Here is a 14,273-nt window from a genome sequence, read left to right as displayed (position 1 = left end):
GCGATCCTGTCGCCTTCTCTGCGGCGCGGCCTCATTAAGCCAAAAGCTTAATTTCCCCCCTCCATAAATGATTACGTCATTCCTATATGAATCTGACTGAACTCAAGCAAAAGCCGATTACCGAACTGCTCGAATTGGCCGAACAGATGGGCATAGAAAATATGGCCCGTTCGCGCAAGCAGGACGTGATTTTCTCCCTGCTCAAGAAGCACGCGAAAAGCGGTGAGGAAATCTCCGGTGATGGCGTGCTGGAGATTCTCCAGGACGGCTTCGGCTTCCTGCGCTCCGCTGACGCTTCCTATCTCGCCGGTCCAGACGATATCTACGTCTCGCCGAGCCAGATCCGTCGTTTCAACTTGCGCACCGGTGACACCATCGTTGGCAAGATCCGCCCTCCTAAGGAAGGCGAGCGTTATTTCGCGCTGCTCAAGGTCGACACGATCAACTACGACCGTCCGGAAAACGCGAAAAACAAGATTCTCTTCGAGAACCTGACCCCGCTGTTCCCGACCGTGCGCATGAAGATGGAAGCCGGTAACGGTTCCACCGAAGACTTGACCGGTCGTGTCATCGACCTGTGCGCCCCGATCGGTAAAGGCCAGCGCGGTCTGATCGTTGCACCGCCGAAAGCCGGCAAGACGATCATGCTGCAGAACATTGCCGCCAACATCGCGCGTAACAACCCTGAAGTTCACCTGATCGTGCTGCTGATCGACGAGCGTCCGGAAGAAGTAACCGAAATGCAGCGCACCGTGCGCGGCGAAGTGGTTGCCTCGACGTTCGACGAGCCGCCAACCCGCCACGTGCAGGTTGCCGAAATGGTAATCGAGAAGGCCAAGCGCCTGGTCGAGCACAAGAAAGACGTTGTGATCCTGCTCGACTCCATCACTCGTCTGGCTCGCGCCTACAACACCGTGATCCCGAGCTCCGGCAAGGTACTGACCGGTGGTGTCGATGCTCACGCCCTGGAGAAACCGAAGCGTTTCTTCGGCGCCGCGCGGAACATCGAAGAAGGCGGCTCGCTGACCATCATCGCCACCGCGCTGGTTGAAACCGGCTCGAAGATGGACGAAGTGATCTACGAGGAATTCAAAGGCACCGGCAACATGGAGCTGCCTCTGGATCGCCGTATCGCTGAAAAGCGCGTCTTCCCGGCCATCAACATCAACCGTTCCGGCACCCGCCGCGAAGAGTTGCTGACTGCCGACGACGAGTTGCAGCGCATGTGGATCCTGCGCAAGCTGCTGCACCCGATGGATGAAGTGGCTGCCATCGAGTTCCTGGTCGACAAGCTGAAGACGACCAAGACCAACGATGAGTTCTTCCTGTCGATGAAACGCAAGTAAGTCGAACAGGCACAAAAAGCCGGGGAAACCCGGCTTTTTGCTATCCGATTTTTGATAAGGCGGCAGTTCGTGGTTCTGAACCGAAGGGTTCGGCGCTAAACTGCCTGCCCCGAACGCCACGGCCAACACGAGGCTCACGCATGCAGTATCGCGACTTGCGCGACTTTATCAGCGGGCTGGAACAGCGCGGCGAACTCAAGCGCATCCAGGTTCCGGTGTCCCCAGTGCTCGAAATGACCGAGGTCTGTGACCGCACCTTGCGCGCCAAGGGCCCGGCCCTGCTATTCGAAAAACCCACCGGTTATGACATTCCTGTGCTCGGCAACCTGTTCGGCACCCCCGAGCGCGTGGCCTTGGGCATGGGCGCCGAAGCAGTCAGCGAGCTGCGCGAGATCGGCAAGCTGCTGGCGTTCCTCAAGGAGCCCGAGCCGCCGAAAGGCTTGAAGGATGCCTGGTCCAAGCTGCCGATCTTCCGCAAGATCATTTCGATGGCGCCGAAAGTCGTCAAGGACGCGGTGTGCCAGGAAGTGGTCATCGAAGGCGACGACGTCGACCTGGCCATGCTGCCGGTGCAAACCTGCTGGCCGGGCGATGTCGCTCCGCTGATCACCTGGGGCCTGACCGTCACCAAAGGCCCGAACAAGGATCGCCAGAACCTTGGCATCTACCGTCAGCAAGTGATTGGTCGCAACAAGGTCATCATGCGCTGGCTGAGCCACCGTGGCGGCGCGCTGGATTACCGCGAGTGGTGCGAAAAGCACCCGGGCCAGCCGTTCCCGGTTTCCGTGGCCCTGGGTGCTGACCCGGCGACCATCCTCGGTGCCGTGACCCCGGTGCCCGACAGCCTTTCCGAATACGCCTTCGCAGGCCTCTTGCGCGGTAACCGTACCGAGTTGGTGAAGTGCAGGGGCAACGACCTGCAAGTGCCGGCCACCGCCGAAATCATCCTCGAAGGCGTGATCCATCCAGGCGAGATGGCCGATGAAGGCCCGTACGGCGACCACACCGGTTACTACAACGAAGTCGACAGCTTCCCGGTGTTCACCGTCGAGCGCATCACCCACCGGATCAAGCCGATCTACCACAGCACCTACACCGGTCGTCCGCCGGATGAGCCGGCGATCCTCGGCGTGGCGTTGAACGAAGTGTTCGTGCCGATCCTGCAGAAGCAGTTCCCGGAGATCACCGATTTCTACCTGCCGCCCGAAGGCTGCTCGTACCGCATGGCCATCGTGACCATGAAAAAGTCGTATCCGGGCCATGCCAAGCGGGTAATGCTGGGTGTCTGGTCGTTTTTGCGACAGTTCATGTACACCAAGTTCGTTATCGTCACCGACGACGATATCAATGCCCGGGACTGGAACGACGTGATCTGGGCCATCACCACGCGCATGGACCCCAAGCGCGATACGGTGATGATCGACAACACGCCGATCGATTACCTGGACTTCGCCTCGCCGGTTTCCGGTCTGGGTTCGAAAATGGGCCTCGATGCCACGCATAAATGGCCGGGCGAAACCACCCGCGAGTGGGGGCGGGTCATCGTCAAGGACGATGCCGTCACCCAGCGGATCGATGCCATCTGGAATCAGTTAGGAATAGATTGATGCGTGTAACCTTGCAGCCCTCCGGAGCAGTGCTTGAGATATTGCCCGGCGAGCGGATTCTCGATGGCGCACGACGTCTGGGCTACGAATGCCCGCAAAGCTGCCGCAACGGCAATTGCCACGTGTGCGCGGCGCTGCTGGTGGAAGGCCGGGTCGAGCAGGCTGGCAATGTGCGTGACCATGGCGAGTTCTACACTTGCATAGCGGAGCCGCTGGAAGACTGCATCGTCCTGTGGGATGGCGTGCTCGCGCTGGGAGAACTGCCGGTGCGCAGCGTGTCGTGTCAGGTCATTGAGTGCAAGGAGGTGGGCGGCGACACCTGGCGCGTGCGTCTGCGGGCTCCGGCCGGCAAACCGCCGCGCTACCACGCCGGTCAGTACCTGATGATCGAGCGCGAGAACGGCGAAAAGTCCGCCTTCTCCCTCGCCTCGGCCCCGCATGCGGGGCGCGACCTGGAAATCCACGTACTGGCGCGCGAATCCAGTGCGCTGAGCCTGATCGAACAGCTCCAGCGCAACAGCATGGTGCGGGTCGAATTGCCGTTTGGCGATACCCACCTGGAGGAGTTGCCGGACGGTTCTCTCGTGCTGATCGCCGCTGGTACCGGCATGGGCCAGATCCACAGTCTGATCGAGCATTGCCGGGCCTCGGGTTTCAAGCACCCGGTGCATCTGTATTGGGGCGTGCGTCGTCCTGAAGATTTTTATCAAATCGAGCATTGGGACGAATGGCTGAAGCTGCCCAACCTGTTCCTGCACAAGGTCGTCAGCGATCAATGCGGTTGGGAAGGGCGGTGCGGCATGTTGCATGAAGCGGTCTGTGAAGACTTCCCTGACCTCAAGCCGCTGCACGTGTACGCCAGTGGCTCTCCGGCCATGGTCTACGGCACGCTGGATGCGCTGGTGGAAGCGGGGATGGACGCTCACCAGATGCGCGCCGATGTTTTTGCGTATGCGCCGCGCTCTTGAGCCGCGCTCTTTCGTTATGACTCTATATATAGCCAATCGGCATTTATAAACTTTCATAAATTTCGGTAGGTTATATGTCATTCAGGCATTTAAATAAGTACGGTGCCATGGCATTCAAATTGCCTTAAAACTTATGTGCCTTATTGTTACAGCCGTGCGTTCTATTAAGTAATTCTTCACCCGCGGGGAGCTGAACGCTATTCGCCATGAGCGCCATTGAATCTGCTTTTTTGAATCTGGCTTACCCTCCGCGGCTCGATCTGGGGCCGCAGCTCACTCACGAACAATTGCTCAGCTCGATGCAAACGACCATGGCGCGCCACAAGGGCGGTCCGGTGTGGCTGTTTGCGTATGGCTCGCTGATCTGGCGGCCCGAATGCACGGCGGTTGAGCGGGTTCGCGGCCGGGTGCATGGCTACCATCGCGGGTTGTACCTGTGGTCCCACGAACATCGCGGCACACCGGAAATGCCCGGCCTGGTGTTTGGCCTGGATCGCGGCGGTTCTTGCAGCGGTTTCGCCTATCGCTTGCCCGAAGAGCAACTCGAAGCCTCGCTCTACGCTCTTTGGCAGCGCGAGATGCCTTTCCCTTCCTACCGCCCGCACTGGCTCAGCTGCCGTCTCGAAGATGGCAGCCAGGTTCAGGCATTGGGATTCGTTCTGGAGCGACATCTACCCAGCTATGCCGGCAACTTGCCGGACCATGTGCTGAGCCATGTGTTCGAAAACGCCTGCGGGCGCTACGGCACCACTCGTGATTATGTCGAGCAGACCGCGCACGCCCTGCGCAGCCACGCCATGCCAGACCGGAATCTGGAGGCGCGGCTCAAGCGCTGTAAATCAAAGGCTGATCAAGCGAGTGCTTCGCGGCCCTGACTGGCGATTTGTTTGTGCCCTAGCGTCGGAGCCAGGAAGGCCATCGCCAGCAGGCAGGCGCCGACCAGCAGCACGAAGCCGCCGTCCCAGCCGAAATGGTCCACGGTGTAGCCCATCGCTGCACTGGCCGCGACCGAACCGCCCAAGTAGCCGAACAGACCGGTAAAGCCCGCCGCCGTACCGGCCGCTTTCTTCGGTGCCAGTTCCAGAGCCTGCAGGCCGATCAGCATCACCGGGCCGTAGATCAGGAAGCCAATGGAAAGCAGTGCGATCATGTCGACCATCGGATTGCCGGCCGGGTTGAGCCAGTAAACCAGCGTCGCGACCGTCACCAGCGCCATGAACACCATGCCGGTCAGGCCACGGTTGCCACGGAAGATCTTGTCCGACATCCAGCCGCACAGCAGCGTGCCCGGAATACCTGCCCACTCGTAGAAGAAGTACGCCCACGAGGTTTTATCCACAGTGAAGCCCTTGGCTTCCTTGAGGTAGGTCGGCGCCCAGTCCAGCACGCCGTAGCGCAGCAGATAGACAAAGACGTTGGCCAGGGCGATGTACCAGAGCATTTTGTTGCGCAGCACGTATTTGACGAAGATTTCCTTGGCGCTGAATTCCTCTTCGTGGCTGGCGTCGTAGCCTTCCGGGTAGTCGTTCTTGTATTGCTCGATCGGCGGCAGGCCAACCGATTGCGGGGTATCGCGCATGGTCACAAAGGCAAACACCGCTACCGCCAGCGCCACGGCTGCCGGCACGTAGAACGCGGCGTGCCAGTCATTGAACAGGCCCATGCCGATCAGGAACAACGGGCCGATCAGGCCACCGCCGACGTTGTGCGCCACGTTCCACACGGACACCACGCCGCCACGTTCCTTCTGTGACCACCAGTGCACCATGGTCCGGCCACTCGGTGGCCAACCCATGCCCTGCGCCCAGCCGTTGATGAACAGCAGAATGAACATCATGGTCACGCTGGACGTCGCCCAGGGCGCGAAACCGAAAATGAACATCACCCCAGCCGACACCAGAAGACCGAACGGCAGGAAGAAGCGCGGGTTGGAACGGTCGGACACCAGGCCCATGAGGAACTTCGACAGACCGTAGGCAATTGCGATGGCGGACATCGCCAGACCCAACTGACCACGGGAGTAGCCCTCGTCGATCAGGTACGGCATGGCCAGGGAGAAGTTCTTGCGCAGCAGGTAGTAACCGGCATAGCCAATGAAGATGCCGGCGAAAATCTGCCAGCGCAGGCGTCGATAGGTGCTGTCTATTTTTTCTTCAGGCAATGGAGCCTGATGTGCGGCAGGACGAAAGAAAGCAAACATTCAAGCGCTCCAGATTTCTTGTTTTGACTGCGGATACGAATGTTACAGTTTCGTTACCGAAAATAGCACCGGTTCTCATCGGCAAAACAGCGGAAATGTTGGATATCGCGCGTTCCTTTATGAACATGTCGCTCAGATGTAAGTGAGGGGCGTTGTAGGAAGCGTTACCTGTTGAGTTAGCAGGCGCTTGATGTGCCTGAAATAGGGCAGGTCTTTAGGAAAGATCCTTCGTTTAAAGCAGAAGTCATGGCGTTATGCCGAATGCCCCGGCGCTTTAACCTTTGTGCTGTTGCCAGGTCTGGCGTTGCAGGCGAAGGGAGAGGGACATGCGGTGGTGGGTATGCGTGCTTTTGTTGGTGGCGTCCTTGGATGCCAGGGCCGGGGAGGTGTTTCTGATCCCCGAGAATAATCCGAAGCCGGTTTATCCGATGGCGCTGCATAGGGCGGGTGTCACCGGCATGGTGCGTGTCAGCATGACTGTGAAGGCCGATGGATCAGTCAGTAATGCCGTGATTGCGCAAAGTGCACATCCCGAACTCGAAGAGGCGTCATTGGCCGCAGTCAACCAATGGCGATTCAAACCGTGGACAGTTTCCAAGGATCAGCCTGCGCAAATCATCGTGGTCGCACCCATGGAATACAGGCTGGACAGAGAACATCCCTTCCACGTTAACAAGGAATTGGAGCGGCTGAAATGCAGTGCTATCGCACGGGCATCGTTGAACATCGCCGATTCCTCGTAGGTGGACCTGCCGGTTTTCAGCTGGACCCGCAGTTACCTGACGCACTCCCTTTCACCGACGCAATTGCCGGAAGAGAGGCGTCTGGCGCTGATTGCCAAGCTCAACAAAAGCATCCCATCAATAGTCAGGCGCTGTAATACTTATCCTGCGGGCCGATACGTACGGTTTCTTCCGCAAGAGATAAGGGTGCTGTTATGACAAAAAAGCGCGGCAGCATGGCCGCGCTTTTTTGCAGAGAGAGATTCAGCGAACCTGCACCACCACCTTCCCGACCGCTTTACGCTGGCCAAGATCATTGATCGCCTGCGCCGCATTGCCCAGCGGATACACCTGCGACACCAGCGGTTTCAACTTGCCCTCGGCAAACCAGGCAAACAACTGCTGGAAGTTCGCCGCGTTGTCTTGCGGCTGGCGTTGGGCGAACGATCCCCAGAACACGCCGAGCACTGCCGCGCCTTTGAGCAGAGCCAGGTTGACCGGCAATTCGGGAATGCGCCCGCTGGCGAAGCCGACCACCAGCAGGCGGCCGTTCCAGGCGATGGCGCGGATGGCCTGGTCGAACAGGTCGCCGCCGACCGGGTCGTAGATCACGTCGGCACCCTGGCCGTCGGTCAGGCGCTTGATTTCGTCCTTCAGGCTGGTTTCGCTGTAGTTGATCAGTTCGTCGGCACCGGCGGCCTTGGCCACGGCGAGTTTTTCCGCGCTGCTGGCCGCGGCGATCACCCGGGCGCCCATGGCTTTGCCGATTTCCACCGCCGCCAGGCCGACTCCGCCGGAGGCACCAAGCACCAGCAGGGTTTCGCCCGGTTGCAGGTTGCCGCGCTGCTTGAGGGCGTGCATCGAGGTGCCGTAGGTCATGCTGAAGGCGGCGGCGGTGTTGAAGTCCATCGATGGCGGGATCGGCAGCGCGTTGTAGCCCGGCACGGCGACCTGTTCGGCAAAGCTGCCCCAGCCGGTCAGGGCCATGACCCGGTCACCGACTTTCAGGTGGCTGACCTTTTCGCCCACTGCGCTGACCACGCCGGCCGCTTCACCGCCCGGTGAAAACGGGAAGGGCGGCTTGAACTGGTATTTGCCCTCGATGATCAACGTGTCGGGGAAGTTCACCCCGGCGGCGTGCACGTCCAGCAGGATTTCGTTCTTCTTCGCGACAGGACTGGCGACGTCTTCCAGCACCAGCGATTCGGCAGGGCCGAAGGCTTTGCACAGCACGGCTTTCATCAGGGCTATTCCTTTGGGAGTGATGGCCGATAAGTGTAGGTGTGTGGGTCGATGGGTCAACGAGCATGCCTGGCCCTGATAGTCAGCCATAAGCTTGTGCTGGCGCGGCGGGTCGTTATGCTAGGCCGCAAACCGGATAAGGAGCGAATTTTGAAAGCGTGGATCATGTTGATGCTGGCCCTGTCTCTGCCTGTGGCAGCGGTGGCCGAAGAAGCCAAAGAAGATGCTGCTCCGAAGGTCAGCTACATCACCCTGAGCCCGCCGTTCGTGGGTAACTACGGGTTGGACGGCACGCCGAAACTGAAGGTCTACAAGGCTGATGTGGCGTTGCGGGTGACCGGTGATGAGGCCGCCAAGGCGGTGAAGGCCAACGAGCCGTTGATCCGCAACCAATTGGTCGCGCTGTTCGCCCAGCAGACCACCGAGACGATGAACAACGTCGAGGCCAAGGAAAAGCTGCGTCAGGAAGCCCTGAAGCAGACCCAGCAGGTGATGAACGATGAAACCGGCAAGCCGGTGGTTGAGGATCTGTTGTTCAACAACCTGATCATTCAGTAAGGTTTTCGCTGCTCCTGCCGGCCTCATCGCGAGCAAGCTCGCTCCCACAGGGTTCTGTGGTGGATATGTGATTGTGCTTCAACACAAATCCACTGTGGGAGCGAGCTTGCTCGCGATGAGGCCAGTCCAGGCGATAAATGGCTCAGGGCTTTAAGGCAATCACCGCCGCCCACTGCTCCGCCGTCACCGGCATCACCGACAGCCGCGAGCCTTTCTGCACCAGTGGCAACTCGGCCAGCGCTGTCTGCTGCTTCAGATAATCCAGTTTCAGCACCCGGGCAAAGGTCTCGACATGCGCGACATCAATCGCGCTCCAGGCGTTTTTGTCCGGGGTGGCCTTCGGGTCGAAATAATGGCTCTCTGGCTCCAGCGCCGTCGGGTCCGGGTACGCGGCTTCGACAATCTTGCCGATTCCGGCGATGCCCGGCTCAGGGCAGCTGGAATGATAGAAAAAGAACTCATCCCCCACCGCCATGGCCCGCAGGAAATTGCGTGCCTGATAGTTGCGAACCCCATCCCAGCGCGCTCTGCCGAGCTTTTCCAGCCCCGTGATCGAGAGTTCGTCGGGCTCGGATTTCATCAGCCAATAGGCCATGTCTGTTGCTCCTTGCGTGGTGATTGAGCAGCTTGTCGGCGATTTTATGACAAACCGACAGTCGGTTGACGTCAGCATTTGCGCAGCGGTTCACGTTGTCGCAAAATGCCGGCCTTTAAAGCTTGACGCTGCTGCACGGCCTACGAACGGAAACCGCTGCTGTCATCGTGTTGATGTGCCTTTGGGGGGCAATCGATGAAACGCAAACCGGATTTACTATGGATTTTGGTCATTTTGTTTGGCCTTGGCGTCGTGACCACTGGCTATGCCCAAAGCCTGTGGGCCAACAAGACCGATGCACCGGTCGAACTCGCCCAATTGCAGCAACAGTCGACCGCCTTCAAGCGCTGATCCTGTTGCCTTGGCGCCACTGATCAAAGTGGCGCCTAGCCTGCGTAATACCAGGCCTTGTCCGTCACCGTTCCTTGCAGCGGCACATCCCAGCTCGCCTGAGCCAATCGCGCCACTTTCTGACATTCATGGGCCAGCCCCAACAGCGTCGGCTTGCGCCAGTCATTGCGTCGGGCCAGGTAGGCCAGGCTGCGGTCGTAGAAGCCGCCGCCCATCCCCAGGCGTCCACCGACATCGTCAAAACCCACCAATGGCAACAGCACCAGATCCAGCGCCCAGATCTTGCGCTGCCGGGCGAGATTGGCCCGTGGTTCGAGAATGCGGAAGCGGTTGGGTTTGAGTTTTTCCCCGGGACGGATGCGCTGGAACACCATTTTGGTTCGCGGCCAGGCGCTCAGCACCGGTAGATAGGTGGCTTTGCCCCGGCGTTGCGCGGCGCGCAGCAACAGGCGCGGATCGATTTCACCGTCGGTGGGCAGGTAGAGCGAGATGTGTCTGGCGCGGCGGAACAGCGGTTGCTGGGCCAATTGCTTGTACAGCCCGCGAGCGGCCTGGCGCTGCTGACTGGGAGTCAATGCGCGGCGGGCCTTGCGCAGCATGCGTCGAAGTTGCGGGCGGGGGAGCAGCGCAGGTTCGGTCATGTATTCGGGCTTCAACAATGCGGATACGTGAAGCGTACCCGTAAAAACGCCAATGCCGGTATCAAAACCGGCATTGGACTGAAATCAGGCTCCCCGAATGTGCCGCTGTCGACTTAGCCCTTGAACCCGAAAGTTCAAGGTGGAAGATGCAGTAGGCTTTAAGGCTTTCCGTCTAGCGGACATGCACACCAGCCCAACGTGCAACCTCCAGGGTATAGCAAATCGGCTCAGGGACATCGCCAACTGGCAAGCACCCCAGGGAGTGAGGGGATTATACCGCAAGCGGCGACGCGAATCAGCCTTTGGTGACGTCCGGATCGGTGGCGAGTGCCAGATCGACGCGATCGAGCAGGTCACGCACCTGTTCGCGGGTCGATCCGCTGGCCTGGATATCCGGGCGTTCTTCCTTGTGCAGCAGGTCGTGGGTGATATTCAGCGCAGCCATCACGGCGATACGGTCGGCACCGATGACTTTGCCGCTGCTGCGGATCTCGCGCATCTTGCCGTCCAGATAACGGGCGGCGCTGACCAGATTACTGCGCTCTTCCTGAGGGCAGATGATCGAATACTCTTTGTCGAGGATCTGCACGGTGACGCTATTGCTTGAACTCATGAGTCTTGCTCCAGGGCCTTGAGGCGCGAAATCATCGATTCGACCTTACGCCGGGCGATTTCGTTTTTTTCAATGAGGTGCGCGCGTTCCTCGCGCCAGGTCTTTTCCTGAGCTAGTAAGAGTCCGTTTTGACTCTTAAGTTGCTCGACTCGGGTAATCAGCAGCTCGAGTCTGGCCATCAGCGCTTGCAGGTCGGTGTCTTCCATATTGTCCACTGTGTCTGACGGGGTAGCTGGCGGACAGCCTTTAATAGTCTTGGCGAGTCTGTCGATGTAGGATACAAGGCCTTCATTCTAGACATAGCGCCGTCTGGCGCCTAGCTGCCCATGACCATTCAGAATTCCCCGTACCAAGCCTTCGCCACCCTGCTGACTTCCAGCGGTCACAACGTCTCGCCCGCCGAACTGCACGGGCTGTTGCTCGGCCGCAGCTGCGCCGGCGCCGGTTTCGACGCCGAAGGCTGGTTGATCGACGCCGCCGAATTGCTCGAAAGCGAGCCGCAGGACAACGTTCGCAACGCCCTGATCGGCCTGCAAGAGATGGTAAAAGGCGAGCTCACCGGCGATGACGTGACCGTCGTTCTGCTGTTGCCGACTGACGACGCCCCGCTCACCGAGCGTGCCGTCGCCCTGGGCCAGTGGTGCCAGGGCTTCCTCAGCGGCTTTGGCCTGAACTGCCGTGACAGCAGCGCCCTGAGCACCGAGGCTACCGAGGTGCTGCAGGATCTGGCGGCCATTTCCCAGGTGCAAGACGCCCTGGAAGAGTCCGACGACGGCGAAAACGACTACATGGAAGTCATGGAGTACCTGCGCGTCGCACCGCTGCTGCTGTTCTCCGAGACCAAAAAAGACGTGCCGGCCGCCGCCAAACCGTCTTTGCATTAATCGTAATAAAGGGAAAACCATCTGCCCATGATCCATATCCCGAAATCGGAATACAGCCGTCGCCGCAAGGCCCTGATGGCGCAGATGGAACCCAACAGCATCGCCATCCTGCCCGCCGCCGCGGTGGCCATTCGTAACCGCGACGTCGAACACGTCTACCGCCAGGACAGCGACTTCCAGTACCTCAGCGGTTTTCCCGAACCCCAGGCCGTACTGGTGCTGATGCCGGGGCGCGTGCATGGCGAATACATTCTGTTCTGCCGTGAACGCAATGCCGAGCGCGAGCTGTGGGATGGCCTGCGTGCCGGGCAGGAAGGCGCGATTCGCGAATTCGGCGCCGCCGACGCCTTTCCGATCACTGATATCGACGACATCCTGCCGGGCCTGATCGAAGGCCGTGACCGGGTGTATTCGGCCATGGGCAGCAACCCTGAATTCGACCGCCATCTGATGGAGTGGATCAACGTGATCCGCTCCAAGGCCAACCTCGGTGCCCAGCCGCCGAACGAGTTCGTTGCCCTGGATCATCTGCTGCACGACATGCGCCTGTATAAATCGGCGGCAGAAGTGAAAGTGATGCGCGAGGCGGCGCGGATTTCCGCCCAGGCGCACGTACGGGCCATGCAGGCCTGTCGCGCCGGGTTGCACGAATTCAGCCTGGAAGCCGAGTTCGATTATGAATTCCGCAAGGGCGGGGCGAAGATGCCGGCCTACGGGTCGATCGTCGCGGCGGGGCGCAACAGCTGCATCCTGCATTACCAGCAGAATGACGCGCTGCTCAAGAACGGTGACCTGGTGCTGATCGACGCCGGTTGCGAGATCGACTGCTACGCCAGCGATATCACCCGGACCTTTCCGGTCAGCGGCAAGTATTCTGCGGAACAGAAAGCGATTTACGAATTGGTGCTGGCCTCCCAGGAAGCCGCCTTTGCCGAAATCGCCCCGAACAAGCACTGGAATCAGGCGCACGAGGCCACGGTCCGGGTCATCACGGCCGGGCTGGTCAAGCTGGGGTTGCTGCGGGGCGACGTTGACGAACTGATCGCCAGCGAAGCCTACAAGGCGTTTTACATGCACCGCGCCGGCCATTGGCTGGGCATGGATGTACATGACGTCGGCGAATACAAGGTCGGCGGCGAGTGGCGCGTGCTGGAAGTCGGCATGGCGTTGACCGTGGAGCCGGGGATCTATATCGCCCCGGACAACCAGAGTGTTGCGAAGAAATGGCGCGGCATTGGCGTGCGCATCGAGGACGACGTAGTGGTCACCAAAACCGGCTGTGAAATATTGACGAGCGGCGTGCCGAAAACCGTCGCCGAGATCGAGGCCCTGATGGCCACCGCGCGGACACAGGCAGCATGAGTCGAGTCAACCTGGCAATCATCGGTGGCGGGCTGGTCGGTGCAAGCCTGGCTCTGGCGCTTCAGGCCGGCGCCAAGGCCCGAGGCTGGAAGATCGTGTTGATCGAGCCGTTCGCCCCTGGCGACAGCTATCAACCGAGTTACGATGCCCGTTCCTCGGCGTTGTCCTTCGGCTCGCGGCAAATCTATCAACGGCTGGGCGTCTGGCAGGAAATCTCGCGCCGCGCCGAGCCGATCAAGCAGATTCATGTTTCCGACCGTGGCCGATTCTCGACGGCGCGGTTGTCGGCAATGGAAGAGGGTGTTCCAGCGCTGGGTTATGTCGTTGAAAACGCCTGGCTCGGCCAATGCCTGTGGCAAGGCCTGGACAAGGACGTGATCAGTTGGCGCTGCCCGGCGGAAGTCACCCGCATGGAACCGCTGACCGATGGCTATCGCCTGACCCTCAACGATGAAACCACCCTGGAATGTGACCTCGCGGTGCTCGCTGATGGCGGTCGCTCCGGCCTGCGCGAGCAACTGGGGATCGGCATCCGCAAGCGTCCGTACAACCAGAGCGCGCTGATTGCCAACATCACCCCGAGCGAAGCCCACAACGGCATGGCCTTCGAGCGTTTCACCGACGAAGGCCCGATGGCGTTGCTGCCGCTTCCGGATAATCGCTGCGCACTGGTCTGGACCCGCCTGGGCATGGACGCGCAACGCCTGGCGGCCCTCGATGAGCGCAGCTTCCTCAGTGAGTTGCAGGGTGTGTTCGGTTATCGCCTCGGCACATTGAAACAGGTCGGTGCACGGCATTTGTATCCGCTGACACTGGTTGAGGCCGAAGAGCAGGTGCGCCCGCATCTGGCGATTCTCGGCAACGCGGCGCACAGCCTGCATCCGATTGCCGGCCAAGGGTTCAACCTGTCCCTGCGCGATGCCCAGGCCCTGGCCGATGCCTTGCTCGCCAGTGAAAAACCTTTGGGCGACTTCGCCACGTTGCAGGCCTATCGCGAACGCCAGCGTCTCGATCAGGACCTCACCGTGGGCTTCTCCGATCAAGTCACGCGCCTGTTCGGCAGCACCCAGCCGCTGGTGTCCCTGGGGCGCAACATCGGCTTGCTCGGCCTGGATCTGCTGCCACCGGCCAAACGCTGGTTTGCCCGGCAGGCGATGGGGTTGGGTACGCGACCGGATGCGTGA

The 14,273-nt window shown here is 60.2% G+C and carries 16 protein-coding genes and 1 other RNA gene; 10 read left to right on the top strand and 7 right to left on the bottom strand.

Features of this window, described 5'->3' with window-relative positions; genetic code table 11:
• Positions 1 to 86: 86 nt before the first annotated feature.
• From rho to AC3IP0_RS27315, 4 genes are all read left to right on the top strand, one after another.
• Positions 87 to 1,346, top strand: coding sequence for a transcription termination factor Rho (gene rho / locus AC3IP0_RS27330; protein WP_046039047.1), 1,260 nt, complete (start codon positions 87 to 89; stop codon positions 1,344 to 1,346).
• A gap of 140 nt (positions 1,347 to 1,486) precedes the next feature.
• Complete coding sequence (gene ubiD, locus AC3IP0_RS27325; protein ID WP_489317636.1) at positions 1,487 to 2,953, top strand: 4-hydroxy-3-polyprenylbenzoate decarboxylase; 1,467 nt, start codon at positions 1,487 to 1,489, stop codon at positions 2,951 to 2,953.
• The gene (locus AC3IP0_RS27320; protein ID WP_223443894.1) at positions 2,953 to 3,921 is read left to right on the top strand and encodes a CDP-6-deoxy-delta-3,4-glucoseen reductase; all 969 of its coding nucleotides are present in this window, start codon (positions 2,953 to 2,955) and stop codon (positions 3,919 to 3,921) included. The genes ubiD and AC3IP0_RS27320 overlap by 1 nt, the downstream gene beginning before the upstream one ends.
• Positions 3,922 to 4,127: 206 nt before the next feature.
• A complete protein-coding gene (locus AC3IP0_RS27315; RefSeq protein WP_489317635.1) occupies positions 4,128 to 4,796 on the top strand; it encodes a gamma-glutamylcyclotransferase in 669 nt (222 codons plus the stop codon).
• Here AC3IP0_RS27315 and glpT read toward each other — a convergent pair.
• Positions 4,772 to 6,121: a glycerol-3-phosphate transporter gene (gene glpT / locus AC3IP0_RS27310; RefSeq protein ID WP_489317634.1), complete on the bottom strand. Its 1,350-nt coding sequence runs from the start codon at positions 6,119 to 6,121 to the stop codon at positions 4,772 to 4,774. The two genes, AC3IP0_RS27315 and glpT, sit on opposite strands and share 25 nt — an antisense overlap.
• Positions 6,122 to 6,447: 326 nt before the next feature.
• On the opposite strand from glpT, the gene AC3IP0_RS27305 reads away from it, so the two are divergent.
• Positions 6,448 to 6,864: an energy transducer TonB gene (locus tag AC3IP0_RS27305; protein ID WP_489317633.1), complete on the top strand. Its 417-nt coding sequence runs from the start codon at positions 6,448 to 6,450 to the stop codon at positions 6,862 to 6,864.
• A gap of 243 nt (positions 6,865 to 7,107) precedes the next feature.
• On the opposite strand, the gene AC3IP0_RS27300 is transcribed toward AC3IP0_RS27305, so the two are convergent.
• Positions 7,108 to 8,085 carry an NADPH:quinone oxidoreductase family protein gene (locus AC3IP0_RS27300; RefSeq protein ID WP_489317632.1) on the bottom strand — a complete coding sequence of 326 codons (978 nt, stop codon included), beginning with the start codon at positions 8,083 to 8,085 and terminating at the stop codon, positions 7,108 to 7,110.
• Between the two features lie 150 nt (positions 8,086 to 8,235).
• On the opposite strand from AC3IP0_RS27300, the gene AC3IP0_RS27295 reads away from it, so the two are divergent.
• Complete coding sequence (locus AC3IP0_RS27295; RefSeq protein WP_032829534.1) at positions 8,236 to 8,643, top strand: flagellar basal body-associated protein FliL; 408 nt, start codon at positions 8,236 to 8,238, stop codon at positions 8,641 to 8,643.
• A 142-nt stretch (positions 8,644 to 8,785) separates the two neighbouring features.
• Here the strand turns inward: AC3IP0_RS27295 and AC3IP0_RS27290 are convergent, their stop codons facing one another.
• Entirely contained in the window at positions 8,786 to 9,238 is a 453-nt protein-coding gene (locus tag AC3IP0_RS27290) for an EVE domain-containing protein (protein WP_489317631.1), read from the bottom strand.
• Between the two features lie 195 nt (positions 9,239 to 9,433).
• Here AC3IP0_RS27290 and AC3IP0_RS27285 point away from each other — a divergent pair, with 195 nt between their 5' ends.
• Positions 9,434 to 9,589, top strand: coding sequence for a hypothetical protein (locus AC3IP0_RS27285; RefSeq protein WP_007982896.1), 156 nt, complete (start codon positions 9,434 to 9,436; stop codon positions 9,587 to 9,589).
• Positions 9,590 to 9,624: 35 nt separating this feature from the next.
• Here AC3IP0_RS27285 and AC3IP0_RS27280 read toward each other — a convergent pair whose 3' ends face one another.
• The 4 genes from AC3IP0_RS27280 to AC3IP0_RS27265 all read right to left on the bottom strand — a co-directional run bounded on the left by AC3IP0_RS27280 (position 9,625) and on the right by AC3IP0_RS27265 (position 11,049).
• Positions 9,625 to 10,230, bottom strand: a complete 606-nt coding sequence (locus tag AC3IP0_RS27280) for a 5-formyltetrahydrofolate cyclo-ligase (RefSeq protein WP_008048703.1) — start codon at positions 10,228 to 10,230, stop codon at positions 9,625 to 9,627.
• A gap of 86 nt (positions 10,231 to 10,316) precedes the next feature.
• Positions 10,317 to 10,495, bottom strand: a non-coding RNA gene (ssrS, locus tag AC3IP0_RS27275) — 6S RNA.
• Positions 10,496 to 10,525: 30 nt separating this feature from the next.
• A complete protein-coding gene (locus tag AC3IP0_RS27270) occupies positions 10,526 to 10,843 on the bottom strand; it encodes a cell division protein ZapA (protein ID WP_007982900.1) in 318 nt (105 codons plus the stop codon).
• The gene (locus AC3IP0_RS27265; protein ID WP_007982902.1) at positions 10,840 to 11,049 is read right to left on the bottom strand and encodes a TIGR02449 family protein; all 210 of its coding nucleotides are present in this window, start codon (positions 11,047 to 11,049) and stop codon (positions 10,840 to 10,842) included. The genes AC3IP0_RS27270 and AC3IP0_RS27265 overlap by 4 nt, the downstream gene beginning before the upstream one ends.
• A gap of 120 nt (positions 11,050 to 11,169) precedes the next feature.
• Between AC3IP0_RS27265 and AC3IP0_RS27260 the strand changes: the two genes are divergently transcribed.
• From AC3IP0_RS27260 to ubiH, 3 genes are read left to right on the top strand one after another with little or no spacing between them, the layout of a single operon-like run.
• Entirely contained in the window at positions 11,170 to 11,727 is a 558-nt protein-coding gene (locus AC3IP0_RS27260) for a YecA/YgfB family protein (protein WP_489317630.1), read from the top strand.
• A gap of 27 nt (positions 11,728 to 11,754) precedes the next feature.
• The gene (gene pepP / locus AC3IP0_RS27255) at positions 11,755 to 13,089 is read left to right on the top strand and encodes a Xaa-Pro aminopeptidase (RefSeq protein WP_489326323.1); all 1,335 of its coding nucleotides are present in this window, start codon (positions 11,755 to 11,757) and stop codon (positions 13,087 to 13,089) included.
• A complete protein-coding gene (ubiH, locus tag AC3IP0_RS27250; RefSeq protein WP_489326321.1) occupies positions 13,086 to 14,273 on the top strand; it encodes a 2-octaprenyl-6-methoxyphenyl hydroxylase in 1,188 nt (395 codons plus the stop codon). Before pepP ends, ubiH begins: the two co-directional genes overlap by 4 nt.

The organism is Pseudomonas sp. GL_103 (assembly GCF_057835175.1).
Note: the sequence above shows the minus strand (reverse complement) of the source record. Positions and strands in the feature narration are given on the sequence as shown.

Coding starts and splice junctions, on each gene's coding strand:
- rho (WP_046039047.1), top strand. CDS start 87: ATGAATCTGACTGAACTCAAGCAAAAGCCGATTACCGAACTGCTCGAA.
- ubiD (WP_489317636.1), top strand. CDS start 1,487: ATGCAGTATCGCGACTTGCGCGACTTTATCAGCGGGCTGGAACAGCGC.
- AC3IP0_RS27320 (WP_223443894.1), top strand. CDS start 2,953: ATGCGTGTAACCTTGCAGCCCTCCGGAGCAGTGCTTGAGATATTGCCC.
- AC3IP0_RS27315 (WP_489317635.1), top strand. CDS start 4,128: ATGAGCGCCATTGAATCTGCTTTTTTGAATCTGGCTTACCCTCCGCGG.
- glpT (WP_489317634.1), bottom strand. CDS start 6,121: ATGTTTGCTTTCTTTCGTCCTGCCGCACATCAGGCTCCATTGCCTGAA.
- AC3IP0_RS27305 (WP_489317633.1), top strand. CDS start 6,448: ATGCGGTGGTGGGTATGCGTGCTTTTGTTGGTGGCGTCCTTGGATGCC.
- AC3IP0_RS27300 (WP_489317632.1), bottom strand. CDS start 8,085: ATGAAAGCCGTGCTGTGCAAAGCCTTCGGCCCTGCCGAATCGCTGGTG.
- AC3IP0_RS27290 (WP_489317631.1), bottom strand. CDS start 9,238: ATGGCCTATTGGCTGATGAAATCCGAGCCCGACGAACTCTCGATCACG.
- AC3IP0_RS27285 (WP_007982896.1), top strand. CDS start 9,434: ATGAAACGCAAACCGGATTTACTATGGATTTTGGTCATTTTGTTTGGC.
- AC3IP0_RS27280 (WP_008048703.1), bottom strand. CDS start 10,230: ATGACCGAACCTGCGCTGCTCCCCCGCCCGCAACTTCGACGCATGCTG.
- AC3IP0_RS27270 (WP_007982900.1), bottom strand. CDS start 10,843: ATGAGTTCAAGCAATAGCGTCACCGTGCAGATCCTCGACAAAGAGTAT.
- AC3IP0_RS27265 (WP_007982902.1), bottom strand. CDS start 11,049: ATGGAAGACACCGACCTGCAAGCGCTGATGGCCAGACTCGAGCTGCTG.
- AC3IP0_RS27260 (WP_489317630.1), top strand. CDS start 11,170: ATGACCATTCAGAATTCCCCGTACCAAGCCTTCGCCACCCTGCTGACT.
- pepP (WP_489326323.1), top strand. CDS start 11,755: ATGATCCATATCCCGAAATCGGAATACAGCCGTCGCCGCAAGGCCCTG.
- ubiH (WP_489326321.1), top strand. CDS start 13,086: ATGAGTCGAGTCAACCTGGCAATCATCGGTGGCGGGCTGGTCGGTGCA.